This is a genomic window from Massilia sp. LC238, assembly GCF_000735635.1.
Taxonomy (GTDB): domain Bacteria; phylum Pseudomonadota; class Gammaproteobacteria; order Burkholderiales; family Burkholderiaceae_D; genus Telluria; species Telluria varians.
Genome location: NZ_JNNN01000020.1, coordinates 1 through 25,869 on the forward strand (window position 1 = coordinate 1; position 25,869 = coordinate 25,869).

Sequence of the window (25,869 nt, forward strand, 5' to 3'; positions counted from 1 at the left end):
TTGTCCTTGTCCGGTGGCTCGGGGATGTGGAAAAGGACACGGCTTCGAGCCGGGCGGGGCAAAGGCGCCGGCGGCCGGGGTGAAGCTATTGCGGGTGCGGGGCAAGCCCCCAGAGCTGCTCGATGAAGTCCGGTAAATCGGGGGGGGGGCGGGGCCACTGGTGGCCCAGCTCCACCCCCCCGCCGCGCCGCGGCTCCGCGTCCAGCTCCCAGTCCGGCAGCACGTAGCGCAGCCTGCCGCCGGTCTCATGCACGGCCGGCCGGTGCGTGTGGCCATGGATGATGACCGAGGCCTGCGCCGAATCGAAAAGCGCCTCCACGCTCGAGGGCGTCACATCCATGATCTCGTAGGATTTGCCGGCCTGCGCCTCGCGGCTGCCTTCGCGCAGCCCGGCGATGATCGCCTTGCGCTGGGCCAGGGGCATGCCGAGGAACTGCTGCTGCCATGCGCGGTCGCGCACCTGGGCGCGGAAGGCCATGTACTTGAGGTCGGCGGTGCATTGGGCGTCGCCGTGCACCAGGGCGATGCGTTTTCCGCCGGCACTGATCACATGCGGCTCTTCCAGCAGGCTGAGCCCGGCCGCTTCGGCAAAGCCCGGCCCGACCAGGAAATCGCGGTTGCCGGCCAGCCAGTAGACGGCGGTGCCGGCGTCGCTCACGGCGCGGATGGCGCCAAGGACCTGCTGGTGGAAAGGCTCGTCGACGTCGTCGTCGCCGGCCCAGTATTCGAAGATATCGCCGAGCAGGTAGAGCCGCTCGGCATGGATCGCACGCTCCGCCAGGAAGCGGAAGAAGGCTTCGGCCGTGCGTGGATGCGAGACCTGCAGGTGCAGGTCCGAGATGAACAGCGCGTACGTGCGCGCGGGCGTGGTCACGGGGGTGATCACTGAGCTGACGGGTGTTGCAGGCCCCGGCGCACGTGCTTCATCAGATGACTTCGACCTTCTCGATGACGACCGGATCGACCGGCACGTCCGAGTGCATGCCGCTGCGGGTGGTCTTCACGCCGTTGATCTGGTCGACGATGTCCTGGCCTTCGGTGACCTTGCCGAACACGGCGTAGCCCCAGCCGTCCTGGCCTGGATAGTTCAGGAAGGCATTGTCCTTGGTGTTGATGAAGAACTGGGCCGATGCCGAGTGCGGCGCCGAGGTGCGGGCCATGGCGATGGTGTACTTGTCGTTCTTCAGGCCGTTCTTGGCTTCGTTCTCGACGGTCGCGTCGGTCGGCTTTTGCTTCATGCCCGGCTCGAAGCCGCCACCCTGGATCATGAAGTCCTTGATCACGCGGTGGAAGATGGTGTTGCTGAAATGACCCTTGTTGACGTAGTCGATAAAGTTGGCAACGGTCTTCGGGGCCTTGTCGGCATCCAGTTCGACGGTGATGTTGCCCATATTGGTGGTCATGCGAACGCTGGTCATGTGCTGTCCTGTTGAGTTGGTTATTGTTAATGCGGCAAACGCATCCGCTATTTTACAAGCTTGTCGCCCTTGAGCACGCTTACTGACTTAATGAAGATCGGCGTCACCGGCACGTTCTGCATGCCGCGCACGTCGTCCACCATCACGCCCTTGATCTTGTCCACGACTTCCTGACCCTTCACGACCTTGCCGAAGACGGTATAGCCCGAGCCTTTGTAGAACGGATGGTCGATGCCCGAATTGTCGGCGACGTTGATGAAGAACTGCGAGGTGGCCGAGTCCGGGTGGTCTTCGCGCGCCATCGCGATGGTGTACGGCTGGTTCGACAGGCCGTTATTCGATTCGTTCTTGACCGGCTTGTTGGTCTTGCGGCCCTCGAACTTCTCGTTCATGCCGCCGGCCTGGATCATGAAGCCGTCGATCACCCGGTGGAAGATGGTGCCCTTGTAGAATCCCTGCTTTACGTACTGCATGAAGTTGGCCACTGTCTTCGGCGCCCGTTCCTCGTCGAGCTGGACCACGATGTCGCCCATCGTGGTCTTGATCGACACCTGCGGACCCTTGACGACCGGCGCGGCGGGCGCGGCATCCTGGGGAGCGTCGGTGGTCGTTTCTTGCGGCGCGCCCGAGGCGGCGCCGGAAAGGAGCAGGGCGCCGGCGCCCAGGGCGATGCCCTTGAGCAGCAAACGGCGGAAGGCGGTGGTCATTGTCTGGGCTCTCCTCTGATGGATACCGCGCAATGCGGTGTCAAGTGTTTTCCCGAAAAATAAAGCTGAACCATATGCGGCCAGCCGGGATTTTAACAATGCTATACTTTGCGCAGAACGTCCCATTCTATCAAAGAAGAACAACACCCGAGGGTATAGACGATCTCGACGCGCCGCAGTTTCAGCTCCGATCCTCTCCCTCACCAGAATACACCCATGAGCCAACTCAAGATTTACAACACGCTCGCGCGTGACAAGCAGGTATTTGTCCCGATGGAAGCCGGCAAGGTCGGCATGTATGTGTGCGGCATGACCGTGTACGACTACTGCCACATCGGTCACGCGCGGATGATGATGGCTTTCGACGTGATCTATCGCTGGCTGATGGCCTCGGGCTATGAGGTCAAGTACGTCCGCAACATCACCGACATCGACGACAAGATCATCAAGCGCGCCGTCGAGAACGGCGAGACTATCGGCCAGCTGGTCGAGCGCAACGTGAAGTACATGGACGAGGACATCGGCGCCCTGGGCATGCTGCCGCCGACCGTGGTGCCGCGCGCCACCGAGTACGTGCCGCAGATGCTGTCGATCATCGAGCAGCTCGAAGCCAAGGGCCTCGCCTACCGGAGCGAGGACGGCGACGTGAACTACGCCGTGCGCGGCTTCGAAGGCTACGGCAAGCTGTCCGGCAAGTCGCTCGACGACCTGCGCGCCGGCGAGCGCGTCGACGTCAACAGCGGCAAGCGCGACCCGCTCGACTTCGTGCTGTGGAAGGCCGCCAAGGAGACGGAGCCGGCCGAGGCCAAGTGGGACTCCAAGTGGGGCAAGGGCCGTCCGGGCTGGCACATCGAGTGCTCGGCCATGTCCTGCGCCACCCTGGGCCAGCATTTCGACATCCATGGCGGCGGCGCCGACCTGCAGTTCCCGCACCACGAGAACGAGATCGCCCAATCGGAAGGCGCGTTCGGCGGCAACATGGTCAACTACTGGATCCACAACGGCTTCGTGCGCGTGGACAACGAGAAGATGTCCAAGTCGCTGGGCAACTTCTTCACCATCCGCGACGTGCTCAAGAAGTACGACGCCGAAGTCGTCCGCTTCTTCATCCTGCGCGCCCACTACCGCAGCCCGCTGAACTATTCGGATGCCCACATCGACGACGCCAAGGGCGCGCTGACCCGCCTGTACACGGCGCTGTCGACGGTCGACATCGATAAGGAGCAGCCGGCCGTGAACTGGGACGAAGCCCACGCCGTGCGCTTCCGCGAAGCGATGGACGACGACTTCAACACGCCGCTGGCCGTGGCCGAGCTGTTCGACCTGGCGAGCGAAGTCAACCGCAGCAAGTCGCTGGATGCCGCGCGCCAGCTCAAGGCGCTGGCCGGCGTGCTGGGCATCCTCGAACGGGCGCCGCAAGCCTTCCTGCAAGGCGGCAGCGAAGGCGGGGACGCGAGCATCGATGACGCGATCGCGCGCCGCGCCGCCGCCAAGAAAGCCCGCAACTTTGCGGAAGCGGACGCCATCCGCGCCGAACTGACTGCCGCCGGGATCATCCTGGAAGACAAGCCGGACGGAACGACGACCTGGCGCCGCGCATAATGGCCGCCGACAAGGACACATCCGCGGCCATGGAGCCGCAGGGAGAGCTCGCCGTCCCGATCTACTGGGCGGAAGCGAAGGCCGCGCTGATCGCGCGCGACCGCATCATGGCCAAGCTGATCCCCCAGATCGGCGATCTGCACCTGCGTGGCCAGCCCGACCCCTTTACCACGCTGGCACGTTCGATCGTGGGCCAGCAGGTGACGCCGAAGGCGGCCGACGCCGCCTGGGCCAGGCTGCTGGCCACCTGCCCGAAGCTCTCGCCGGCCCAGGTGCTCAAGGCCGGCGCCGTCGAGCTGGCCGGCTGCGGACTGTCCAAGCGCAAGACCGAATACATCCTCGACCTGGCCGACAGTTTCAAGGCCAAGCGCGTCCATGCCGACCTGTGGTCGCAGATGGACGACGAGGCCGTCATCGCCGAACTGGTCCAGATCCGCGGCATCAGCCGCTGGACAGCGGAGATGTTTTTGATATTTAATCTGCTCCGTCCAAACGTGCTGCCGCTCGACGATCCCGGCCTGATCCAGGGAATCAGCCAGAATTATTTCTCTGGCGAACCTGTTTCTCGCAGCGATGCGCGCGAAGTGGCGGCGAACTGGGAGCCCTGGCGTACGGTGGCAACCTGGTATTTATGGCGTAGTCTCGATCCGGTATCCGGTTCGGGTACGGTAGAATAACGCCCACAACAGGGGCCCACGAGGCCCGGTGCATGCTGCGCGAACGGAAACGCTGCGGCCACGAAATAATCCGGAGGTACAATGACTAAAACAACTTTCCTCAATTTTGAGCAGCCGATCGCCGAGCTGGATTCCAAGATTGAAGAGCTGCGTTTCGTGCAAGACGATTCCGCCGTCGACATCTCGGAAGAGATCGACCGCCTGGCCAAGAAGAGCCAGCAGCTCACCAAGGACATCTACGCCAAGCTGACCCCGTGGCAGGTGTCGCAGATCGCCCGTCACCCGCAGCGTCCGTATACGATGGACTACGTGAACGCGATCTTCACCGACTTCCACGAACTGCACGGCGACCGCAGCTTTGCCGACGACCAGTCGATCATCGGCGGCCTGGCCCGCTTCAACGGCCAGGCCTGCATGGTCATCGGCCACCAGAAGGGCCGCGACACCAAGGAACGCGCGATGCGCAACTTTGGCATGCCGCGTCCGGAAGGCTACCGCAAGGCCATGCGCCTGATGAAGCTGGCGGAAAAATTCGGCCTGCCGATCTTCACCTTCGTCGATACCCCGGGCGCCTTCCCGGGCATCGACGCCGAAGAGCGCGGCCAGTCGGAAGCGATCGGCCACAATTTGTACGTGATGGCCGAGCTGAAAGTGCCGCTGATCGCCACCATCATCGGCGAAGGCGGTTCGGGCGGCGCGCTGGCGATCGCCGTGGGCGACGCGGTGCTGATGCTGCAGTATTCGACCTATTCGGTGATCTCGCCGGAAGGCTGCGCCTCGATCCTGTGGAAGACCTCGGAGCGCGCCAGCGACGCCGCCGACGCCCTGGGCCTGACCGCGCACCGCCTGAAGGCCATCGGCCTGATCGACAAGATCGTCAACGAGCCGCTCGGCGGCGCGCACCGCGATCCGAAGCAGATGGCGCAGCTGCTCAAGCGCGCACTGGCCGATACCCTGCGCCAGTTCCAGGGCATGAAGACCAAGGACCTGCTCGACGCCCGTCACGCAAAGCTGATGGCTTACGGCAAGTTCAAGGAAACACTGCCGCGCGAAGAGTGAGTTCCACCCGTACCGGACAAGTTCCGGTGACCTTCGCGCAGGCCATGCACGGCCTGCGCGAGTCGTTTACCCCCACCTCCATTGCGCTTGCCTGCAGCGGCGGCCTCGACTCGATGGCCCTGCTGCGGCTTGCCCATGCCTGGGCTGCCGAGCAGGGCATCGTCCTGCATGCCTTCCACGTCCATCACGGGCTGAGCCCGAATGCCGATGCCTGGCTGGCGCATTGCCGTGAGGCCTGCGCGGCGCTCGGCATCGCCTTCGACAGCCGCCATGTCGAGGTCGTCAAGGGCAAGGACGGCATCGAGTCGGCCTCACGCAGGCTGCGCTACCGCGCGCTGGGCGAGATGTGCGTCGCCCACGGCGTGCCGCTCCTGCTCACCGCCCACCACCTCGACGACCAGGCCGAGACGGTCCTGCTCCAGCTGCTGCGCGGCTCCGGCCCGGCCGGGCTGTCGGGCATGGATGCGGCCAACCGCGCGCCCGGCATGCTGGGCGACCCGGAACTGGTCATGGCGCGTCCGCTGCTGCCGCTGTCGCGCGCCCAGCTCGAAGACTACGTGCGTGCCGAAGGCCTGGCGTGGGTCGAGGATGAATCGAACAGCGATCCGCGCTATGCCCGCAACGCCTTGCGCCACGCGGTGATGCCGGCGCTGGCAGCCAGCTTCCCGGGTTACCAGGCGCGGCTGGCGCGCGGGGCGGCCCACGTGCAGTCGGCCCAGCGCATCCTGGATGAAGTCGCGGAGCAGGACCTGGCCGCCTGCCTCGAAGGCGAAGCGATTGACTTGTCGCGCGTGCAGAAACTCAGCCGCGACCGCGCCGACAACATGCTGCGCCACCTGTTCCATGTGCGCGGCCTGGCGATGCCCTCGACCGCCTGGCTGGCCGAGATGGTGTCCCAGCTGTTCTCGGCGCGCGAGGATGCGCAATTGAAAGTGACGCACCCGGGCTGCGATATCCGCCGCCACCGCGGCAAGCTCTACCTCACACCGAAGCTGCCGGAGCTTGCCGGCATGCGCGACCCCGACGATATCGGTGTCCTGGTCAAGGAGGGCCAGCGCTTCCGCTGGAACGGGGAGGCCGCGCTGGACTTTCCTGCCTATGGCGGCGCCCTCCATTTCGAGGACGCGCCAGAAGGATTCGATCCGGCCTGGCTGCGCAGCCAGCTCCTCACCATCGACTTCCGCCAAGGCGGGGAGCGCCTCAAGCCCGCCGCCAACCGTCCCAGCCGTGGACTAAAGGCGCATTACCAGGCCCTCGGCGTGCCAAGCTGGGAGCGCGAGCGTGCGCCGCTGGTGTGGGCGGACCGCGAGCTGCTGTTTGCCGCCGGCATCGGCATGGATTGCCGCCATCTGAGTGCGGGGCAGGGCGAGCGCATCGCACTGCGCTGGGTGCCCCAAGCTGTCTAGACTTGTTTTTGTTTCTATACGAAAACGGTATTACTTTATTTTGTTTTCGTATAGCTTTTTCTCCCGACCGTCTTGTGATACTGCGCTGCAGCATGCTAGAGTAAGGGTCCCCTTTTGATCTTTCAACAAGCTGGAACCCTCCCTGATATGGCTTTAATTGTCCACAAGTATGGCGGGACGTCGATGGGCTCGACGGACCGTATCAAGAATGTCGCGGCCCGCGTGGCGAAGTGGCATGATGCCGGCCACCAGATCGTCGTGGTGCCTTCCGCGATGTCCGGTGAAACCAACCGCCTGATCGCGCTGGCCAAGGAAATCATGCCGCAACCGGACCCGCGCGAACTGGACATGATTGCCTCGACCGGCGAGCAGGTCTCGGTGGGTCTCCTGGCGATGGCGCTGCTGGCCATCGGCAAGGACGCGGTCTCGTACACCGGCTGGCAGGCGGGCATCCGCACCGATTCCTCGTTCACCAAGGCGCGCATCCAGTCGATCGACGACACCCGTGTGCGCGGTGATCTCGAAGCCGGCAAGATCGTCATCATCACGGGTTTCCAGGGCATGGACGAGGATGGCAACATCTCGACGCTGGGCCGTGGCGGTTCGGACACCTCGGCCGTGGCGATCGCCGCCGCGCTGAAGGCCGACGAATGCCTGATCTACACCGACGTCGACGGCGTGTACACGACCGACCCGCGCGTGGTGCACGAGGCGCGCCGCCTGAACAAGATCACCTTCGAGGAAATGCTCGAACTGGCCTCGCTGGGCTCGAAAGTGCTGCAGACGCGTTCGGTCGAATTCGCAGGTAACTACCAGGTCCCGACGCGCGTGCTGTCGTCGCTGACCGATCCCCTGATGCCGCTGGACGAAGAAGCGAAGTCCGGCACCCTGATTTCGTTTGAGGAAGAAAGCAACATGGAACAAGCCGTCATCTCCGGTATCGCCTTCAATCGCGATGAAGCCAAGATCACCGTCCTGGGCGTGCCGGACAAGCCGGGCGTGGCCTTCCACATCCTGGGCCCGATCGCCGAAGCAAATGTCGAAGTCGACATGATCATCCAGAACCAGTCGGTGGACGGCAAGACCGACTTCACCTTCACCGTCTCGCGCGGCGACTACGCGAGGGCGATGGGCGTGCTGGAAGAGCAGCGCGAGGCGCTGGGCGCGGCCAAGATCCTGGGCGATGCGAAAGTGTCGAAGGTGTCGGCCGTGGGCGTCGGCATGCGCAGCCACGTCGGCGTGGCCTCGCAGATGTTCCGCACGCTGTCGGAAGAGGGCATCAACATCATGATGATCTCGACCTCGGAGATCAAGATCTCGGTGCTGATCGACGAGAAATACATGGAACTGGCCGTGCGCGCCCTGCACAAGGCTTTTAACCTCGAGCAAGCTTAACAATTTTCAAAATTTTTGGGCGTGCGTCCTTGACGCAACGTGCACCAGCCCTTAAGATGCGTGCACTCAGCGCTGACTGACACACAAGTCGGAACTGATTGGAGGCGTGGCCGAGTGGCCGAAGGCACTTCCCTGCTAAGGAAGCATATGGGCTTAAACCTGTATCGTGGGTTCGAATCCCACCGCCTCCGCCAAGTTATAAATAAGAAAGCCACCGCAAGGTGGCTTTTTTATTTGTAGCGTCGGCGGAGGCGAGGAGAGCGCCTGCGCGCTCTCCGCGTGGGATTCGAAGGGTTGCGCGTACTCGCGCAACCGCGGCCCGCGGAACGTGGGTGAATCCCACTTTGCGCCCGCACCGCGGGCGCCCCGCGAGCGCAGCTCGCGTCCTGTCCCCACTTTAAAAAGGCTTGCGTACACGCGGCCGCCTTAACACTCACACGGCACCCCCACCGGCATCCCCAACCCCTCCACCGTCGCAATCGTCGTCGAAAACGGCAGCGCAAACGAAAACGGAATCAGCGAGAACAAGGGCACGTAAGGCACGGCGTCGCACTCATCCGCCCCTCCACCGGGCATGCAGATGCGAACCCGCACCAGACGAATGCAGCGTGCACCCTCCATGTCCTGTGCGCAGTTGACGCGGTTCTCCAGCGGATTCGCGGGCAAAACCGTCCCGAGCGATACGGGAATGTTGGAGTTCGCCGGAAGGTGCAGGTAGTCGATCTTGACGTGCCGATCCGAGATGGGATCGCCCATCAACAGAACGCCCGGCGTAGTCCGGAAAATTGCCTGCTCACGTACATCCTGCATGGCGCCCTCGTTGCTGAAGTCCGTATTCACGGCCAGCGCCGCGGCCCGGCGCGTCACTTCCTGCAGCGTATTGCAGAGGTACATCGCCCGTGCAAGCTCGACAATGCCGAAAAACAGGATGAAGAAGATCAGCCCCACCAGGGCGAATTCCACCGCGGCACCGCCAACTTGCTTCACCGGTGACCGGTAACACATGCGGGTTTGCTTAGTTGTTGTCATGATATAGCTCGACCTTCGCTCCTAGCGTCTGCTCGGGAACCAGCCCGGCGAATTCTCCGTAAAGGGAGGTGGCGGTCGCCGTCCTGGTCATGAAGAACTTGCCTATGCCGAGTACGCTTGCTTTGTTGTCGGTGACGGGGCAAGCCAGCAGGGGAAGGTTCAAGACGCGCCGGCCCCGGATCGTCTTGTTCGTCCCCCCCAGCGCCTTGTAGAAGATTGAGCCGCTCTTGTATGAATACGGCGTGGGCGTGGTCGCATCGGACGGATAGGGCGTGGCCGTGGAAGGTCTCGGCTTGCCGGCATACAGGGTCTCCCACGCCGCGGTGTCGAACGTGGCATAACCCCCCGCCGGTTCCGGATCGCCCAGGTCCTCGTACGATTCATACTTCACCGCCTTGGCGTACGACCACAGCGGCCCCCAGTGGGCGGCCGTGGTGCCGGTGGGCGCGCTGTCCGGTCCCGCGATCGTCCACCGTCGTTCCGTGGTCTCCAGGCGTTTTGCCGCTTGTCCCTCCGGTTGTACGCTCATCCATGGCGAGCCGCCGTCGTAGGTATATTCCTTGATGTTCGCATCGGCTGGCGCCGTACGGGCGTCACACGGGATCCGCGGCGTGGTGCTGTAGGAACCGAAGCGCGAATTCAGATGGTAGTAAAGGCTGGAAATCGGGAATGAAGATGACACGACCACTTTCCCGCCTGTCAGCCTGGTCATCGCCATCGTGCCTGTGCACACGAAGGGAGCAAGGGTATCGACATTGGTGATGGGCGCAGTGCCCGGCAGGGGATTGACCGTGAAGGTCTGTCCGGCGGTCGACCCGGGCCGGTTAAGGTCCAGCAAGTTGTAACTGATGCCGCGCCGAAAACCGTGTTCCTCGAGTTCGCCGTTGTGATCGCGGCGCGCCTCATCGCGCATGGCGCAAATACCCAGCGGTGTCACGCTGATCGCGGAGCGTCCCGCGATTGCACGGACGCTGGAAGTCGCGATATCGGCGCTTGCGAATACATGCAAGAAAGAAGCTTGTACCTTGCCGTAGCCGGCATCGAGGTCGCGCGTGTCCACTTTCACGAACAGTAATGCCTCGGCGTCTTCCTTTGCCTCCGCCGCGCCTCGCCAGGGTCCCCCCGGGCTGCTCCCGAATGTGATGGCGCGTTCCAGCGATCCCACTCGCTTCTTGCCGTACTGGTAGCTGGCCTCCCATTCCGAGATCGACATGGCGGTCGTCACCGCGTCCAGCGCACGCTGGATTCCCTGTTCGGTTCCGTCGAGCTCATTCGCGGCTGCCAACGCGGCCACATCGGCCAGGTTCTGCAGCTCCATCGTGCGATTGTGGACGCGGGAGAGGTCGAGGGCCAGCACGAAGAAGGCGATGATGACGACGAGCGCTCCCGCGAACATGATGGCGATCGCTCCGCCCTCGCGAGCGGGAGGTCGCGGAGCGCCAGGTCGCCTCCCCACGCCGCGTGATGTATTTTGGTCCACTTCCATACGTCTCTCCTGGCCCTGGGCGCGTGCCTGAACACCCTGGCTTCGACTTCAGACATGCAGCTATCGCCCTGGGTAAGGGATGACCACCTTGCTTTTCAAGGAGATGTCGGAGTTACCCAGATACAGTGCAATCAAATCGGGGAACATATCGTTGCGAAGGGCGACTTCCACCCTGACACGAACGGTAGCCGGTCGAGTGGCGTTGCATGGTCCGTCGTCGCATACAGGCAATATTGTTATTCCGTCTGCCCAAGGGACGATGTCCATCAGCTCCTGCTGCGCTATCCACCGGGCGACCGCCGGATAGCGCGCCTCGTTGAATCCCCCTCCAGTCGTTCGTATTTCAGCTTGCGTGGCCGTCGAGAGAAATCGCGCGGCATCGTGCGCAGCCTTCTGCGTTGCACTGTAAGCCCAGAAGATGCGCGCGAAAAACACCATCAAGGTGAGAAGCATGACGAAAAGAGGCAGAATGAGTGCCATTTCGACGGCAACACTTCCCTTTTCCGTCTTGCGGAACAGCCGCGGCCACGTTTTCATCGCTTTCCTTCCCAGAGCCCTTAGCCTGTCTCGATTCTAGACACCGAATTTTTGAGGCAATTGACATAGGACATTGCGCCAACACATCATGACTTGGCGGCAGCAGGCTGGGTCGCAACATCGTCGCGTCCGGCCTTCGCCCGGCGCTCGGCGCGGCGCCGCTTGTCGGCCCTGACCAGCAAGGCGCAGCAGGCGCATATCCAGAATACCCAGCAGCCCAGCGGAAACAGCATGACATTGACGTCCGGGTAAGCCAGCGCGATCGGGAGAAACAAGCCGCTCAATGCAGTGGCGCTGCACAGGAAAACGTGGTCGCGGGTGAACGCCAAGCGTGGCCATGGCGCAAAGCACAGGCATGCGGCCAGCAATCCGAACAGGACCAGGGCGCCGGTCAGGAACAGGATGCCGAGGAGCGCGCCGAGCAGAAACAGGAACAGGACGGGCAGCAGCGCCCAGGCCAGGCCTCTGGACGCAGGCTTTGCTTCCCCCGCCTTGCCCGGCGTCCCGGCCGCGGTGCGCGGCAGCGCAAGGACGGTCAGGATCGATCCCGGCAGCGCATTGAGCGCATGGGCGTACCAGCTTGCTCCCACGATGATGGCCCATGCTTCGAGAAGCGCCCATCCTGCCAGGGAGAAGACCAGGATGATGAAGGAATTGTCGGCTTGTTGCGTCGGCTGCGCGTCGTAGGACACCATGCATGACCTCTCGCGGTCGATCCGGGAACAGGCCAGGCTGCGTCGACCCGGCCGCTGAAGGGTGATTCCTCCAGTCTGGCCCCTGGGAATTCTTTCCGCAATAAAAGCTATCGGAGAATTGAGCTGCGTCAGCAGGGCACGGGGCCGCTCAGGCGTGGCCGATCCCGGCGTTGCTGTAGGTTCGTTCGAACTCCCAGATCGGCACGGGCCGGCCCAGCAGGTAGCCCTGCAGCGTTCCACAGCCCCCGCCGACCAGGAAGCTGCGCTGCGCCTCATGCTCGACCCCCTCGGCCACGATGTCGAGCTTGAGCTTGCGTGCCAGGGCGATGATGGCTTCGACGATTGGTGCGGCATCCGGATCGAGATGCACGTCGTGCACGAAGGAGCGGTCGATCTTCAGGGCGCTCAAGGGGAAGCGCTTGAGGTAGGCGAGCGAGGAGTAACCGGTGCCGAAATCGTCCAGCGAAAAATGTACGCCCTGCTTGCATAGCGTGCGCATCCGCTCGATGACCTCGGCAACGTTGTGGGCCAGCACGCTTTCGGTCAGCTCCAGGCACAGCTTGTCGGGAGGTGCGCCGGTATCGAGCAAGGCGCCGGCCACGCGCCCGGTGAAATCGGCACTGTGCAGCTGGTGCGCGCTGATGTTGACCGCAAGCTCGAGTTGGCCGAGCGTGCGGTCGGCGCGCCAGCGTGCCAGGGCGCGGCAGCTTTCATCGAGCACGTACTGGCCCAGCGGCACGATCAGGCCCGAGGATTCCGCCACGCCGATGAAGTCGTTGGGGACGAGCAGCGCGCCGTCGGCGCGGCGCCAGCGCACCAGCACCTCGGCGCCGACCAGGCGGCCAGCGCTGGAGAACTGCGGCTGGCAGTACAGCACGAACTCGTGCGCCGACAAGCCTTCGCGCAGGGCGTGCTCGAGCGCCACCTGGTGCTCGGCCGAGGCCTGCATGCCGGGGTCAAAAAAGCGCGCCGTATTGCGTCCCTCCGACTTGGCACGGTACATGGCCAGGTCGGCCTGCTTGAGGATGGTGTCGAGATCGGTCGCTCCGCCGTCGAACAGCGCAACGCCCATGCTCGGCGTGCTCAGGAACAGCCTGCCGTCCAGGTAATAGGGCTGGGCCAGGGAGCTTTGCAGCTTTTCCACGACATGCTGGGCCTCGGAGACCGCCTCCTGGGATTCCTCCGCCAGGTCTTCCAGCACCAGCACGAATTCGTCCCCGCCCAGGCGCGCCAGCTGGTCGCAGTGGCGCACTGTGTGGCGCAGGCGTTCCGCCACCTGGCGCAGCAGCATGTCGCCGAAGTCATGGCCCATGGTGTCGTTGAGCAGCTTGAAGTTGTCCAGGTCGAGGAAGATCACGGCCCCGAAACAGCCCGAGCGCTGGCTGCGCGCCAGCGCCTTGTCCAGCTCCTCGACCAGCAGGCGCCGGTTCGGCAGGCCGGTGAGGTGGTCGAAATTGGCGAGCTCATAGATGCGCTGCTCGGCCTGCTTGCGCTCGGTGAGGTCGGTATTGGTGCCGGAGACGCGCAGGGCCCGCCCCCTGGCGTCGCGCGTGACGAAACAGCGCGACAGCACCGGCACGTAATGCCCGTCATGATGGCGCAGGCGCCACTCGACGCTGTAGGTTTCGCGGTCCCCCTCCAGCAAGTCCTTCCAGAAGCGAAGCAGCTCGGGCCGGTCCTCAGGGTGCATCAGCTCCAGCCACAGGTCCGTATGGCAGCCGAGTTCGCCGGGCTGGTAGCCGAGCATGGTCCACCAGCGCTGGGAATAATGGATCTTGTTCTCGACGAGATCGTAATCCCAGTAGGCATCGGTCGAGCCCAGCAGGACAAGGCGCAGCCGCTCCTCGGATTTCTGCAGGCTTTGCTCGGCCTCCTTCAGCGCGGTGCAGTCGGTGAAGCACACGACCACCCGGCGCAATACCCCCTGCTCGTCGCGTTCCGGATAGGCATTACAGATCAGCCAGCGTACCGGGTCTGCTTCGGTGTCGCGAATGCCGAGCACCTGCTGGGACAGCTGGCGGCCGGTACGCAGCACGGCATTGACGGGAAACTGCTTCGCTTGCATGGGGCTGCCGTCGGCACAAAACAATTGCCAGGCCTTGCCGTCGGACCGGGTGCCGCGCAACTGCGCCAGGCTGCGCCCGATGAGCTCGCAGGCAAGACGGTTGGCGTGCAGGATGCGGCCGTCGACGTCATGCACGACGACGCCCGCCGGCAGGTGCTCGAGCAGGTCGTCGAGCCGGCGCTGAAGATCCGCGGCAGTGCTGGAAGCCATGATGACAGCTGGACCGGAGTGATCGTGTTGACGACCGATGGTAGCACGCCGCTCCAGTCCATGACAGGGCGGCACGGATATCCGTGCCCAGGCCACTATCCGGCCAGTATCTCCTCGACGGCAGCGATGTCCGCCACCGCCAGTTCCGGCATCGAGGCCGCCCGCACCGCCTCGACGACCTGCGAGGGCCTGCTCGCGCCGATCAGCGCCGACGTGAGCGCCGGCTGGCGCAGCACCCAGCGCAGCGCCAGTTGCGCCAGCGACTGTTCGCGCTGCTGCGCAAAGGCATTCAAGGCCCGCGAGATAGTCAAACGCTCGTCCGTGAGATGTTCCTTGCGCAGGAAGCCCGCGCTGCCCGCCGCGCGCGAGTCGCCCGGCAGCCCATCGCCCAGGTAGCGGTCGGTGAGCAGGCCCTGCGCCAGCGGAGAAAAGGCGACCGCGCCGATGCCTTCCTGCGCCAGCACCGGCAGCAGCTCGGTCTCCACCTGGCGCACGAACATGCTGTAGCGCGACTGGTTGACGATGCAGGGCGTGCCCAGCCGGCGCAGCTCCGCGGCGGCCAGGCGCGTCTGTTCGCCCGGGTAGTTCGAGATGCCGGCGTAGAGGGCGCGCCCGCTGCGCACGATGTAGTCGAGCGCCGCCATGGTCTCTTCGATCGGCGTGCTTGGGTCGGGCCGGTGGTGGTAGAAGATGTCGACGTAGTCGAGCCCCATGCGTGTCAGGCTCTGGTCGAGGCTGGCGACCAGGTACTTGCGGCTGCCCCAGTCGCCATAGGGCCCGGGCCACATGGTGTAGCCGGCCTTGGTGCTGACCACGATCTCGTCGCGGTAGGGCCGCAGGTCCAGGTCGAGGATGCGCCCGAAGTTGCTCTCTGCCGAGCCCGGCGGCGGGCCGTAGTTGTTGGCCAGGTCGAAGTGGGTGATGCCGAGGTCGAAGGCGCTGCGGACGATCTCGCGCTGGCGCGCCAGGTCGTCGCCGCCGCCGAAGTTGTGCCACAGGCCGAGCGAGATGGCGGGCAGGCGCAGGCCGCTGCGGCCGCAGCGGCGATAGGGGAGCGACCCGTAGCGCCCGGGAGCGGCTTCCCAGCTCAAGCCGCGATCGCGCCCGCGCCGGCGGCGGCGCGGCAGACGTAGATCGTCGCGCTGCCGCCGTTCGGCGCGGTGTAGGCGCGTTGTACGGCCTCGCGGGCGGCGTCGACCAGTTCGTGCGGCACCAGCGCTACCACGCAGCCGCCGAAGCCGCCACCGGTCATGCGCACACCGCCGGCCGTGCCAATGACCGACTTGACGATGCCGACCAGCTGGTCGATCGCCGGCACGGTGATTTCGAAATCGTCGCGCATCGAGGCGTGCGAGGCTTCCATCAGTTCGCCCATGCGTACCAGGTCGCCCGCGGCCAGGGCCTGGGCCGCGGCCTCCACGCGCGCGTTCTCGGTCACGACGTGGCGCGCGCGGCGCAGCACGATCGGGTCGAGCTCGGCGGCGCGTGTTTCCAGGGTGGCCAGGTCGAGGTCGCGGAGGGCGGGCAGGCCGAAGTGGCGGGCCGCCTGTTCGCACTGTTCGCGCCGCGTGTTGTAGGCGCTGTCGACCAAGCCGCGCGCGACATGCGAATTGAAGATCATGATGGCGGCGTTCGCCGGGATCGGCACCGGCCGGACCTCGAGCGAGCGGCAGTCGATCATCAGGGCATGGTCCTGCACGCCGCAGGCCGAACTGATCTGGTCCATGTTGCCGCACTTGGTGCCGACGAAATCGTTCTCGGCGCGCTGGGCGACCAGGGCCATGTCGACCGGGCTCAAGCCCTCGAAGCCGGGCAGGGTGGCGAACAGCCGGCAAACCGCCACCGACAGCGAGGCCGACGAGGACAGCCCGGCGCCCTGCGGCACGTCGCCGGCGATGGCCAGGTCCATGCCCTGCATGGGCAGGCCGCGCTCCACCAGATCGCGCACCACGCCGCGCACGTAGTTGGCCCACATCGGGGCGTCCAGGCGTTCGATCGGGGCGTCGAGCGAGTAGGCGTCGAGTGCGCCGTCATAGTCGGCCGCGGCGACGCGTATCTGGCGGTCGTCGCGGGGGCGCGCCACGATGACCGTGCGGTAGTCGATGGCGCAGGGCAGCACCAGGCCGTCGTTGTAGTCGGTGTGTTCGCCGATCAGGTTGACGCGGCCGGGGGCCTGGACCTGGATCGAGGGAGCCTGGCCGAAGGCGGCCTGGAAAACGGTGGCCGCGCGGGCCAGCGGGGTAGCGTTCATCGTGCTTTCAGGTGGACGGGTTGTTGAGGTAATGCACTTCGGACTGGGCGCGCAGCTGGGCGGCCGCCTGTTCCGGGGTCAGGTCGCGCTGGGTCTCGGCCAGCATCTCGAAGCCGACCATGAACTTGCGCACCGAGGCCGAGCGCAGCAGGGGCGGGTAGAAGTGCGCGTGCAGCTGCCATGGCGCGGCGTCCTCGTTCGAATACGGCGCGCCGTGCCAGCCCATCGAGTAGGGGAAGGAGGTCTGGAACAGGTTGTCGTAACGGGTCGTCAGGCGCTTCAGGGCCAGCGCCAGGTCGGCGCGCTGTTCCTGGTTGAGGTCTTCCAGGCGCTTGACCGGGAGGCGCGGCAGCAGCAGGGTCTCGAAGGGCCAGCTGGCCCAGTACGGCACCACCGCCAGCCAGTGGGAGGTACTGACGACCACGCGTTCGCCATCGGCCGCCTCGCGCTCGACGTAGTCGAGCAGCAGCGGCTTGCCCTGTTCGGCGAAATACGCGCGCTGCTGGCGGTCTTCCGTCGCCGGCAGGTCGGGCAGGAAGCTGGTGGCCCAGATCTGGCCGTGCGGGTGCGGGTTCGAGCAGCCCATCACGGCGCCCTTGTTCTCGAAGACCTGCACCCAGCGGTGCTGCCGGCCGAGTTCCGCGGACTGCTCGCACCAGGTGTCGACCACGCCTTCGATCGCCGCCAGCTCGAGCAGGGGCAGCGACTTGCTGTGGTCCGGCGAAAAGCAGATGACGCGGCTGGTGCCGCGCGCGCTCATCGACTGGAACAGCGGATCGTCGCCGGCCGTGGCCTCGGGCGTATCGGCCATCAGGGCGGCGAAGTCGTTGGTAAACACATAGGTGCCGGTATAGTCGGGATTCTTCTCGCCGTTGACGCGGGTATTGCCGGCGCACAGGTAGCAGCTGGGGTCGTGCGCGGGCTTGGCTTCGCGGTCGACCGCTTCCTGCTGGCCCTGCCACGGGCGCTTGGCGCGGTGCGGCGAGACCAGCACCCAGTCGCCCATGAGCGGGTTGTAGCGGCGGTGAGGATGATCGGTGGGATTGAACATCGAGGGCCTCGTTCGGTTCTAGGATATCAAGGAATGCTTGTGCGGCGCGTTGCCGACAGGATGGCGAATAGTAATGGGTTTCCCTTTTCAAGAACGCATGCTTGGCAAATTGCTCATGTTCATGAGTGCTTGATGGAAAAACTCAAGGGCGTGAGTGTTTCGGGCGGCGGGCCGATAGCGCTTGCGGTGCGCGCTCCGGCATGCCTAGACTGGCAGCCCGTTCTTGTTGCTCATCGTACATCACCATGATTGCTTTCGATTTCGCCGCCGCCGGGCTGCTGCGCAAGGCCGCGGCCGCCGGACTGGTCACCTGCTTCGCAGCCTTCGCCGCCGCGCAGGCCGCGCCGGTCGACCTGAACCAGGGCTGGCTGTTCCACCGCGACGACAGCCGCCAGGCCGCCGGCATCGAACAGGTCCCCGCCAATGGCTGGACCCGGGTCGACCTGCCGCATGCCGCGCGCATCGAGCCGCGGGTGCCGACGGCGCCCTGGCAGGGGACGGTCTTCTACAAGAAGCGGCTCCAGAGCGCGCTGCGTCCGGGCGAGCGCGTCATCCTGCGCTTCGAGGGCGTGATGAACGTGGCGGACGTCTGGCTGAACGGGAAGCACCTGGGCCAGCACCTGGGCGGCTACCTGCCGTTCGCCTTCGACATCACCGACATCCTGCAGGCGGGAGGCGACAACGAACTCGTGGTGCGCGCGAATAACGAAGACAACCCGATCACCGGACCCAAGCCGCTCAAGGACCTGGACTACATCCAGCACGGCGGCATCTACCGCGGCGTGTCGCTCGTGATCAAGCCGCCGGTGCACGTCACCGACGAGATGCTCTCCGATACGCCGGGCGGCGGCGGCATCTTCGTCACCACGCCCCAGGCCGACAAGAAGGCGGCCGTGGTCCAGGTCAAGACCGAAGTCAGCAATACCTCGAACAGCGTGCAGGCGGTGACCGTGCGCCATACCCTGGCCTGGCGCGGCCGCCAGGTGGCGCGGGTGGAACAGCAGCTGCAGCTGGCCGCGGGCGAGCGCCGCCACGTGAGCATCCCGCTGAAACTCACGCAGCCGAAGCTGTGGTCGCCGAAAGCGCCGAACCTGTATCAACTAGAAACCAGGGTGGCGGCCGCCGGCCGCGAAGACGTGGTCAACACCCGCATCGGCGTGCGCCGCCTGGCCTTCGAGGGCGGCAAGCTGCTGCTCAATGGCGAGCCGGTCCACCTGCGCGGCGTGAACCGGCACCAGGAATATCCCTACGTCGGCTACGCCCTGTCTGAAAGCGCGGACGTGCGCGACGCGATCCTGATCAAGAAGTACGGCTTCGACTACGTGCGGCTGTCGCACTATCCGCAGTCGCCCGCCTTCATGGCGGCGGCCGACGAGCTCGGGCTGATGGTGCTGCCGGCGATCCCGGGCTGGCAGTTCCACAACCCCGACCCCGCCTTCGCCCGCCAGGTGATCCGCACCTGCGCCGACATGATCCGGCGCGACCGCAACCACCCGAGCGTGCTGGCCTGGGAGTGCTCGCTGAACGAAAGCCGGATGCCGGACGCGCTGGTGCAGGCCCTGCACGACACGGTGCATGCCGAATACCCGGGCGACCAGGCCTTCTCGGCCGGCTGGGTGCCGCAGACCTATGACATCTACCTGCAGGCGCGCCAACACCGCATCGGCAGCAAGCATGCACTGCCGAACAAGCCGCTGATCGTGTCCGAATACGGCGACTGGGAATACTACGCGATGAACGCGGGCTTCAACCAGGGCGCCTGGGCCGACCTGAAACCCGACGACCGTTCCAGCCGCCAGGCGCTGGGGAGCGGCGAAACGCGCCTGCTGCAGCAGGCCAGGAACGTGGCCGAGGCCCATGACGACAACTACGCCACCCCGGCCTTCGCCGACGGCTACTGGGTGATGTTCGACTACGCGCGCGGCTACGCGCCGGACCTCGAAGAGTCGGGCGCATTGAGCATCGAGCGCCTGCCCAAGTTCTCGGCCGAGTTCTTCCGCTCGCAGCGCGACGCGAAGGAAGCTTCGCCGCGCTGGGGCGGCGGCCCGATGGTGTTCATCGCCAGCTACTGGCAGGCCGATTCAATGCCGCGGGTACGCGTGTTCAGCAATGCCGAGGAAGTCGAGCTGCGCCTGAACGGCAAGCCGGTCGGGCGCAAGAAGAGCCTGCCCTCGGCGACGCATCCGCGCCTGGCGCATCCGCCGCTGGAATTCGATACCGGCGGCTTCGCGCCCGGCGAACTGGTGGCGCGCGCATATTCCGGCGGGCGCATGGTGGCCGAGCACCGCGTGCGCACCCCCGGCGCGCCGGTCAAGCTGGCGCTGGCGCTGGACGACATGGGCGTGCCTGCGATGGCGGGTGACCTGGTGTTCGTGCGTGCCCGCCTGCTCGACGCCAACGGAACCACGGTGCCGCTGAGCGGGCGGGAAGTGGCCTTTACCGCCGGCCCGGGAAGCGAGATCGTCGGCAGTGCCACGGTGTCCACCGAGGCCGGCATCGCCAGCGTGCTGGTGCGCGTCCAGGGGCCGCGCGCCAAGCTGAGCGCCCAGGCGGGCAACTTGACAGGCGGGCTCGCACCATGAAGACCGACATGTTCCTGAAGCGCGCCGCGCGCACCTCGCTGGCCGTCCTCCTGTGGGGCGCTTGCTCGCTCGGCCAGGCCGCCGAGGTGCTCGACCTGTCCGGCGCCTGGCAGTTCGCGCTGGATCGCGAGGACCAGGGCCTGGCGCAGGGCTGGCATGGCCGCAGCCTGCCGGACAGCATCAGGCTGCCCGGCATCTTGAATGCGCAAGGCTACGGCGACGAGATCAGCGCCCAAACCCCGTGGGTATTGTCCCTCTACGACAAGCATTGGCACCAGCGCGCGCAGTACCTGCCGTATGCCCAGCCGGGCAAGGTGAAGGTGCCCTTCCTGGCCCAGCCGCAACGCCACTACCTCGGCGCCGCCTGGTACGGGCGCGAGATCGACGTGCCGGCCACGTGGAAGGGCAAGCGCGTGGTGCTGTTCCTGGAGCGGCCGCGCTGGGGATCGACGCTGTGGGTCGACGGGCGTGAGGTGGGCGCCAACCGCAGCCTGGTGGCCGAACACGCCTACGATCTGGGACTCCTGGCGCCGGGCCGGCACCGCATCAGTGTCCGCGTCGACAACCGCATGCTGATGGACTACCGCCCCGATTCGCACAGCGTCTCCGATTCGCAGGGCATGAGCTGGAACGGCATCGTCGGCAAGGTCGAACTGCGCGCCACCACGCCGGTGTACATCGACGACGCCCAGGTCTTTCCGCGCGTGAGCGACCGCAGCGCCCTGGTGCGGGTGCGGATCGGCAATGCCGGCGGCAAGGCTGGCAGCGGTACGCTGACGGCCAATGGCCGGCGCATCCCGGTGCGCTGGCTTGCATCCGGCGGCGAGGCCGAGTTCCGGGTGCAGTACCCGAAGAATGCGCAGACCTGGGACGAATGGAACCCGGCCCTGCAGAAGCTCGCGCTGCGCCTGCAGGGAGAGGGGGCGGACGACCGGCAGCAGCTGCGCTTCGGCTTCGTCGAGATCCGGGCCGAGGGCAAGGACATCCTGGTCAATGGCCGGCCGACTTTTTTCCGCGGCACCCATGATGGCGGCGGTTTTCCGCTCACCGGCCATCCGCCCACCGACGTCGAATCCTGGAAGCGCATCTTCAGGATCAACAAGGCCTGGGGCATCAACCACGTGCGCTTCCATTCCTACAACCCGCCGCAGGCGGCCTTCGCCGCCGCCGACGAGGTCGGGATCTACCTGCAGGCCGAGCCGGGCATGTAGAACGCGGTCTCGCCCGGCACGCCGATGGAAGCCATGCTCTACGAGGAAAGCGAGCGCATGCTGCGCACCTATGGCAACCACCCGTCCTTCTTGCTGTTCAGCCCCAGCAACGAGCCGAAGGGCAACTGGAAAGCCGCCTTCGACAAGTGGATCGCCCATTACCGCGCGACGGACCCGCGCCGCCTGTACACCAACGGCACCGGCCATACCGAACCCTCGGTGCCGGGACTGGACCAGGGCACCGACTTCCTGGCCGTCCAGCGCATCGGCCCCAAGCCCCTGCGCAACAAGACCGGCTGGTTCGGCCGCGACTATGCCGCCTCGCTCGAGGACGTCAAGGTGCCGGTGATCACCCACGAGATCGGGCAGTGGATCGCCTATCCGGACTTCAAGATGATCGACAAGTTCACAGGCTACCTGCGTCCCGGGAACTACGAGATCTTCCGCGACTCGGCGCGCGAGCAGGGCGTGCTGGAGAAGAACCAGGAATTCGCGCTGGCCTCCGGCGCCTTCCAGCTGGCCTGCTACAAGGAAGAAATCGAAGCGGCGCTGCGCACGCGCGGCATCTCGGGCTACCAGATGCTCGACCTGCACGACTACCTGGGCCAGGGCACGGCCCTGGTCGGGGTGCTGGACGCCTTCTGGGAGCCGAAGGGCTACGCTACGCCGGAGGGCTTCCGCCGCTTCAACGGCGAGACGGTGCCGCTGGCGCGCCTCGAGCGCCGCGTCTACACCACCGCGCAGCGGCTGGAAGTGCCGGTGGAGATCGCCCACTACGGCCGCGCCGACCTGCGCGGGGCCCGGCCCTGGTGGAAGCTGGTCGACAGCGCCGGCAAGACCGTGATCGAGGGCCGCCTGCCGGCGCTGGACGTCGCCACCGGGACCAACACCCTGCTCGGACGGATCGGCGTCGACCTCTCGCGGCTGGCGGCGCCGCGGGAATACCGGCTGGTGGTGGGCCTGGACGGCACCCAGATTGCCAACGACTGGAACCTGTGGGTCTACCCCGAACGGGTCGACACCACCGCGCCGCCGGGCGTGTTCGTCACCCATGCCTGGATCGATGCCGAGCGCCTGCTGGCCGAGGGCGCGAAGGTGCTGTACATGCCGCCCAAGGCGGACCTGGACTGGAGTTCGCCGCCGCTGGCGGACGTCCCGGTGTTCTGGAACCGCTTGATGAGCCCGGGCTGGGGCCGCATGCTCGGTACCTGGGTCGACACGGCGCATCCGGCGCTGGCGGGCTTTCCCACGGCCGCCCACCACGACTGGCAATGGACGGAACTGGTGGCGGGCGCGCGCGCCATGAACCTCGGGCGCCTGCCGCGTGCGCTGCAGCCCATCGTGCAGCCGATCGACGACTGGAACCGCAACTACAAGCTGGGCCTGCTGTTCGAAGCCCGGGTAGGGAAGGGCCGGTTGCTGGTGTCGACCGCCGACCTGGCCAACCGCCTGGACGAGCGCGTGGTGGCGCGCCAGCTGCGCCGCTCGGTGCTGGACTACATGGCCAGCAGCGCCTTCGCACCGAAGGTGGACGTCGCCCCCGCCGCGTTCAGGTCGGTCCTGTTCGATACCCGCGTGATGAAAAAGCTCGGCGCCACGGCCAGCGGCTGGCCGAACGCCGGCAATGCGGTCGATGGCGACCCGAATACCTTCGCCCTGCTCAATGCCCCCGCCGGCGCACCCCGGCCGCAGAGCGCGCTGACCATCGCCTTTCCCCAGGCGGTCCCCTTCGACGGCCTGGTCCTGATGCCGCGCCAGAACCACCGCGACCATGAGGGCGACGTGCGCGAGCTGTCGGTGCAGGTCAGCGACGATGGCCAGAGCTGGCGCGAAGTACTGCGCACCGAGCTGGCGTCTGGCTTCGATCCGCAGGCGCTGCGCTTTGGCCAGGCCGTAAGCGCCCGCCAGCTCCGGCTGGTGCCGCTGTCCGGCTTCGGCGCGGACCGCGCCAGCGCTTTTGCCGACATCGCCGTCTCGTACACGGGGCCGGCGCTACCGGCCCTGCCGGGTGACGTGGAATACAGCCGCTCGCGCTCGGCCAGCGCCGACGTCGACGAGGCCGGCATGGACGACCGGCGGCCGAGGGGCGGCAGCAGACCGTAAAAAAATCATCTGGATGAGTCATTGTAGGGGTGGCGATTTTTGCATGGGACAGCGGCTTATGATGCATCGCTGACATCGTTTTCATGTCAGGCAGTCGTAGGCAAAACCCATACCAAATACGCCAACGGAGACAACATGATTCACAAGAAAGCGAGAGCCTCGACCCTCGTGCTCGCATTGCTGGCCGCCGCCGGCAGCGCCAGCGCGGTCATCACCATCCCCGGCAAGCAGATCGAAAACCTGAACCGCGGCGCGGTCGCGATCGCGAGCGCGAGCGCGTCCAACCCGGGAGTCTTCATCAGCTGGCGCCAGCTGGCTACCGACGCCAATGGCACCAGCTTCAACGTGTACCGCGGCGCGACCCGGTTGAACGCCTCGCCCCTGAATGCACTGAACTTCACCGACCCGGGCGGCAGTGCCACCGACAGCTACACCGTGCGCGAGGTCGTGAACGGCGTGGAGCAGCCGGGCAGCCCGGCCGGCGCCACCTGGGCCAAGCCCTACAAGTCGATCCCGGTGCAGGCGCCCCCGAGCGGCGTCACGCCCGCCGGCGAAGCCTATACCTATGAAATCAACGACGGCAGCCCGGCCGACCTGGACGGCGACGGCAGCTACGAGATCATCGTCAAGTGGCAGCCGAGCAACGCCAAGGACAATTCGCAGTCAGGCTACACCGGCAACACCTACCTGGACGCCTACAAACTCGACGGCACCCGCATGTGGCGCATCGACCTGGGCAAGAACATCCGCGCCGGCGCCCACTACACCACCTTCGTCGCCTACGACTTCGATGGCGACGGCCAGGCCGAGCTGATGGCGAAGACGGCCGACGGCACGGTCGACGGCCAGGGCGTGGTGATCGGTTCGCCGAGCGTCGACCACCGCAACAGTGCCGGCTACGTCCTCGCCGGCCCTGAATTCCTGACCGTGTTCAACGGCCTGACCGGCGCCGCCATGAAGACGGTGAACTACCTGCCGGCGCGCGGCAGCGTGTCGGCCTGGGGCGACAACTACGGCAACCGGGTCGACCGCTTCCTCGGCGGCGTGGCCAACCTCGACGGCAACCGCCCGAGCGCCATTTTCTCGCGCGGCTACTACACGCGCGCCGTGATCGCGGCCTGGGACTGGCGCGACGGCGCCTTGACCAGCCGCTGGGTGTTCGATACCGACGTCGCCGGCAGCGCGGCCAGGGGGCAGGGGGCGCACTGGTTCGCCACCGGCGACGCCAATGGCGACGGCCGCGACGACATCGTCTACGGCGCCGCCACCATCGACAGCTATGGCCAGCTGCTGTACACCACCAAGCTGGGACATGGCGACGCGCTCCACTTCGGCAAGTTCGACCCGGACCGCGCCGGCCTGCAGGTTTACATGATCCACGAGTCGCCTGCCGCCTACGGCGCCAGCGGCTCCGGCCTGCACGACGCGGCGACCGGCGCCCTGATCTGGGGCGCGAGCGGCTCGAACGCCGACGTCGGCCGCGGCGTCTGCTTCGACGTCGACCCCAACTATCCGGGCGCGGAATGCTGGGCCTCGCGCGGCGGCCACCGCACGGTCACCGGCGCCCTGATCAACAGCACGGCGCCGAGCTCGATGAACTTCGGTGTCTGGTGGGACGGCGACCTGCTGCGCGAACCGATGGGCAGCGTGGCAGTCCAGAAATGGAACCCGGCCACCAGGACCTTCTCCACGCTGCTCGATACCAGCAGCTACGGCGGCACGACCAACAACGGCACCAAGGCCACGCCGGTGCTCACCGCCGACCTGTTCGGCGACTGGCGCGAAGAGATTGTCGTGCGCAACAGCAGCAATACCGAGCTGATGGTGTTCAGCACCGCGATTCCGACCACCACCCGCATCAACACCCTGATGCACGACCCGCACTACCGCAGCCAGGTGGCGGCGCAGAATGCCGGCTACAACCAGCCGCCGCATACCAGCTTCTACCTCGGCCATGGCGCGACTTCCTTCCCGCAGGCCCCGGTGCACGTGCCCTACGACGGCACCGGGACGGTGCAGGCCGAAACCGCGATCGTCGGCGGCGGCACCGCCGTGAAGAGCGATCGCGGCGGCTACCGCCACCTGGGCTTCCTGAACTTCCCCCTGAATGGCGGCGCCGCTGAGTTCCAGCGCATCAACGGCGGGGCGGGCGGCGCCAGGACCATCACGATCCGCTACGCGAACGGCAACCCGACCCCGCGTACCGGCGTGCTGCGCGTGAACGGCGTGGCCCAGGCGATCAGCTTCCGGGTCACCGGCAGCTGGACCACCTGGACCACCATGAGCGCCACCGTCAACCTGGCCCCCGGCCAGAACAACACGCTGCGCTTCGAATCGACTGGCCAGGGCCTGGGCAATATCGACGAGCTGATCGTCCCGTAATGA

Annotated in this window: 20 protein-coding genes and 1 tRNA gene; 10 read left to right on the top strand and 11 right to left on the bottom strand. The window is 66.1% G+C overall.

Features of this window, described 5'->3' with window-relative positions; genetic code table 11:
• Positions 1–85: 85 nt before the first annotated feature.
• The 3 genes from FG94_RS04505 to FG94_RS04515 are packed head-to-tail and all read right to left on the bottom strand — an operon-like array spanning position 86 to position 2,125.
• Positions 86–886 carry a UDP-2,3-diacylglucosamine diphosphatase gene (locus FG94_RS04505; RefSeq protein ID WP_229445853.1) on the bottom strand — a complete coding sequence of 267 codons (801 nt, stop codon included), beginning with the start codon at positions 884–886 and terminating at the stop codon, positions 86–88.
• A 40-nt stretch (positions 887–926) separates the two neighbouring features.
• Complete coding sequence (locus FG94_RS04510) at positions 927–1,418, bottom strand: peptidylprolyl isomerase (protein ID WP_036207674.1); 492 nt, start codon at positions 1,416–1,418, stop codon at positions 927–929.
• Positions 1,419–1,465: 47 nt separating this feature from the next.
• Positions 1,466–2,125, bottom strand: a complete 660-nt coding sequence (locus FG94_RS04515) for a peptidylprolyl isomerase (RefSeq protein ID WP_036207678.1) — start codon at positions 2,123–2,125, stop codon at positions 1,466–1,468.
• A 216-nt stretch (positions 2,126–2,341) separates the two neighbouring features.
• On the opposite strand from FG94_RS04515, the gene cysS reads away from it, so the two are divergent.
• The 6 genes from cysS to FG94_RS04545 all read left to right on the top strand — a co-directional run bounded on the left by cysS (position 2,342) and on the right by FG94_RS04545 (position 8,458).
• Positions 2,342–3,727 (top strand): cysteine--tRNA ligase, encoded by a 1,386-nt coding sequence (cysS, locus tag FG94_RS04520; RefSeq protein WP_036207680.1) that lies wholly within the window; start codon positions 2,342–2,344, stop codon positions 3,725–3,727.
• Between the two features lie 29 nt (positions 3,728–3,756).
• Positions 3,757–4,404 (top strand): DNA-3-methyladenine glycosylase, encoded by a 648-nt coding sequence (locus tag FG94_RS04525; RefSeq protein WP_036207722.1) that lies wholly within the window; start codon positions 3,757–3,759, stop codon positions 4,402–4,404.
• 81 nt (positions 4,405–4,485) lie between these two features.
• Positions 4,486–5,463, top strand: a complete 978-nt coding sequence (locus FG94_RS04530) for an acetyl-CoA carboxylase carboxyltransferase subunit alpha (RefSeq protein WP_036207683.1) — start codon at positions 4,486–4,488, stop codon at positions 5,461–5,463.
• A gap of 44 nt (positions 5,464–5,507) precedes the next feature.
• A complete protein-coding gene (gene tilS, locus FG94_RS04535; RefSeq protein ID WP_081925794.1) occupies positions 5,508–6,869 on the top strand; it encodes a tRNA lysidine(34) synthetase TilS in 1,362 nt (453 codons plus the stop codon).
• A gap of 147 nt (positions 6,870–7,016) precedes the next feature.
• Positions 7,017–8,264 carry an aspartate kinase gene (locus FG94_RS04540; protein ID WP_036207687.1) on the top strand — a complete coding sequence of 416 codons (1,248 nt, stop codon included), beginning with the start codon at positions 7,017–7,019 and terminating at the stop codon, positions 8,262–8,264.
• A 100-nt stretch (positions 8,265–8,364) separates the two neighbouring features.
• Positions 8,365–8,458, top strand: a tRNA-Ser gene (locus FG94_RS04545).
• A 232-nt stretch (positions 8,459–8,690) separates the two neighbouring features.
• On the opposite strand, the gene FG94_RS04550 is transcribed toward FG94_RS04545, so the two are convergent.
• The 8 genes from FG94_RS04550 to FG94_RS04585 form a co-directional block, all read right to left on the bottom strand.
• Complete coding sequence (locus tag FG94_RS04550; RefSeq protein WP_229445854.1) at positions 8,691–9,293, bottom strand: TadE/TadG family type IV pilus assembly protein; 603 nt, start codon at positions 9,291–9,293, stop codon at positions 8,691–8,693.
• Positions 9,280–10,779, bottom strand: coding sequence for a pilus assembly protein TadG-related protein (locus FG94_RS04555; RefSeq protein WP_051996176.1), 1,500 nt, complete (start codon positions 10,777–10,779; stop codon positions 9,280–9,282). The genes FG94_RS04550 and FG94_RS04555 overlap by 14 nt, the downstream gene beginning before the upstream one ends.
• Before the next feature lie 60 nt (positions 10,780–10,839).
• On the bottom strand, positions 10,840–11,316 hold the full coding sequence (locus tag FG94_RS04560) for a TadE/TadG family type IV pilus assembly protein (protein WP_036207693.1): 477 nt from the start codon (positions 11,314–11,316) through the stop codon (positions 10,840–10,842).
• A gap of 86 nt (positions 11,317–11,402) precedes the next feature.
• Entirely contained in the window at positions 11,403–12,011 is a 609-nt protein-coding gene (locus FG94_RS04565; RefSeq protein WP_036207696.1) for a hypothetical protein, read from the bottom strand.
• A gap of 148 nt (positions 12,012–12,159) precedes the next feature.
• Positions 12,160–14,286 (bottom strand): bifunctional diguanylate cyclase/phosphodiesterase, encoded by a 2,127-nt coding sequence (locus FG94_RS04570; protein ID WP_051996178.1) that lies wholly within the window; start codon positions 14,284–14,286, stop codon positions 12,160–12,162.
• A gap of 95 nt (positions 14,287–14,381) precedes the next feature.
• Positions 14,382–15,377 (bottom strand): aldo/keto reductase, encoded by a 996-nt coding sequence (locus FG94_RS04575; RefSeq protein ID WP_036207699.1) that lies wholly within the window; start codon positions 15,375–15,377, stop codon positions 14,382–14,384.
• Complete coding sequence (gene galK / locus FG94_RS04580) at positions 15,374–16,537, bottom strand: galactokinase (RefSeq protein WP_036207702.1); 1,164 nt, start codon at positions 16,535–16,537, stop codon at positions 15,374–15,376. The genes FG94_RS04575 and galK overlap by 4 nt, the downstream gene beginning before the upstream one ends.
• A 7-nt stretch (positions 16,538–16,544) precedes the next feature.
• Complete coding sequence (locus FG94_RS04585; RefSeq protein WP_036207705.1) at positions 16,545–17,588, bottom strand: UDP-glucose--hexose-1-phosphate uridylyltransferase; 1,044 nt, start codon at positions 17,586–17,588, stop codon at positions 16,545–16,547.
• A gap of 245 nt (positions 17,589–17,833) precedes the next feature.
• Here FG94_RS04585 and FG94_RS04590 point away from each other — a divergent pair, with 245 nt between their 5' ends.
• The 4 genes from FG94_RS04590 to FG94_RS04600 all read left to right on the top strand — a co-directional run bounded on the left by FG94_RS04590 (position 17,834) and on the right by FG94_RS04600 (position 25,866).
• On the top strand, positions 17,834–20,170 hold the full coding sequence (locus FG94_RS04590; RefSeq protein ID WP_081925791.1) for a glycoside hydrolase family 2 TIM barrel-domain containing protein: 2,337 nt from the start codon (positions 17,834–17,836) through the stop codon (positions 20,168–20,170).
• A complete protein-coding gene (locus FG94_RS25785) occupies positions 20,167–21,381 on the top strand; it encodes a sugar-binding domain-containing protein (RefSeq protein WP_051996179.1) in 1,215 nt (404 codons plus the stop codon). Before FG94_RS04590 ends, FG94_RS25785 begins: the two co-directional genes overlap by 4 nt.
• A 24-nt stretch (positions 21,382–21,405) precedes the next feature.
• The gene (locus FG94_RS25790; protein ID WP_051996181.1) at positions 21,406–23,484 is read left to right on the top strand and encodes a discoidin domain-containing protein; all 2,079 of its coding nucleotides are present in this window, start codon (positions 21,406–21,408) and stop codon (positions 23,482–23,484) included.
• Between the two features lie 135 nt (positions 23,485–23,619).
• Entirely contained in the window at positions 23,620–25,866 is a 2,247-nt protein-coding gene (locus FG94_RS04600; protein ID WP_161783936.1) for a carbohydrate-binding protein, read from the top strand.
• Positions 25,867–25,869 lie beyond the last annotated feature (3 nt).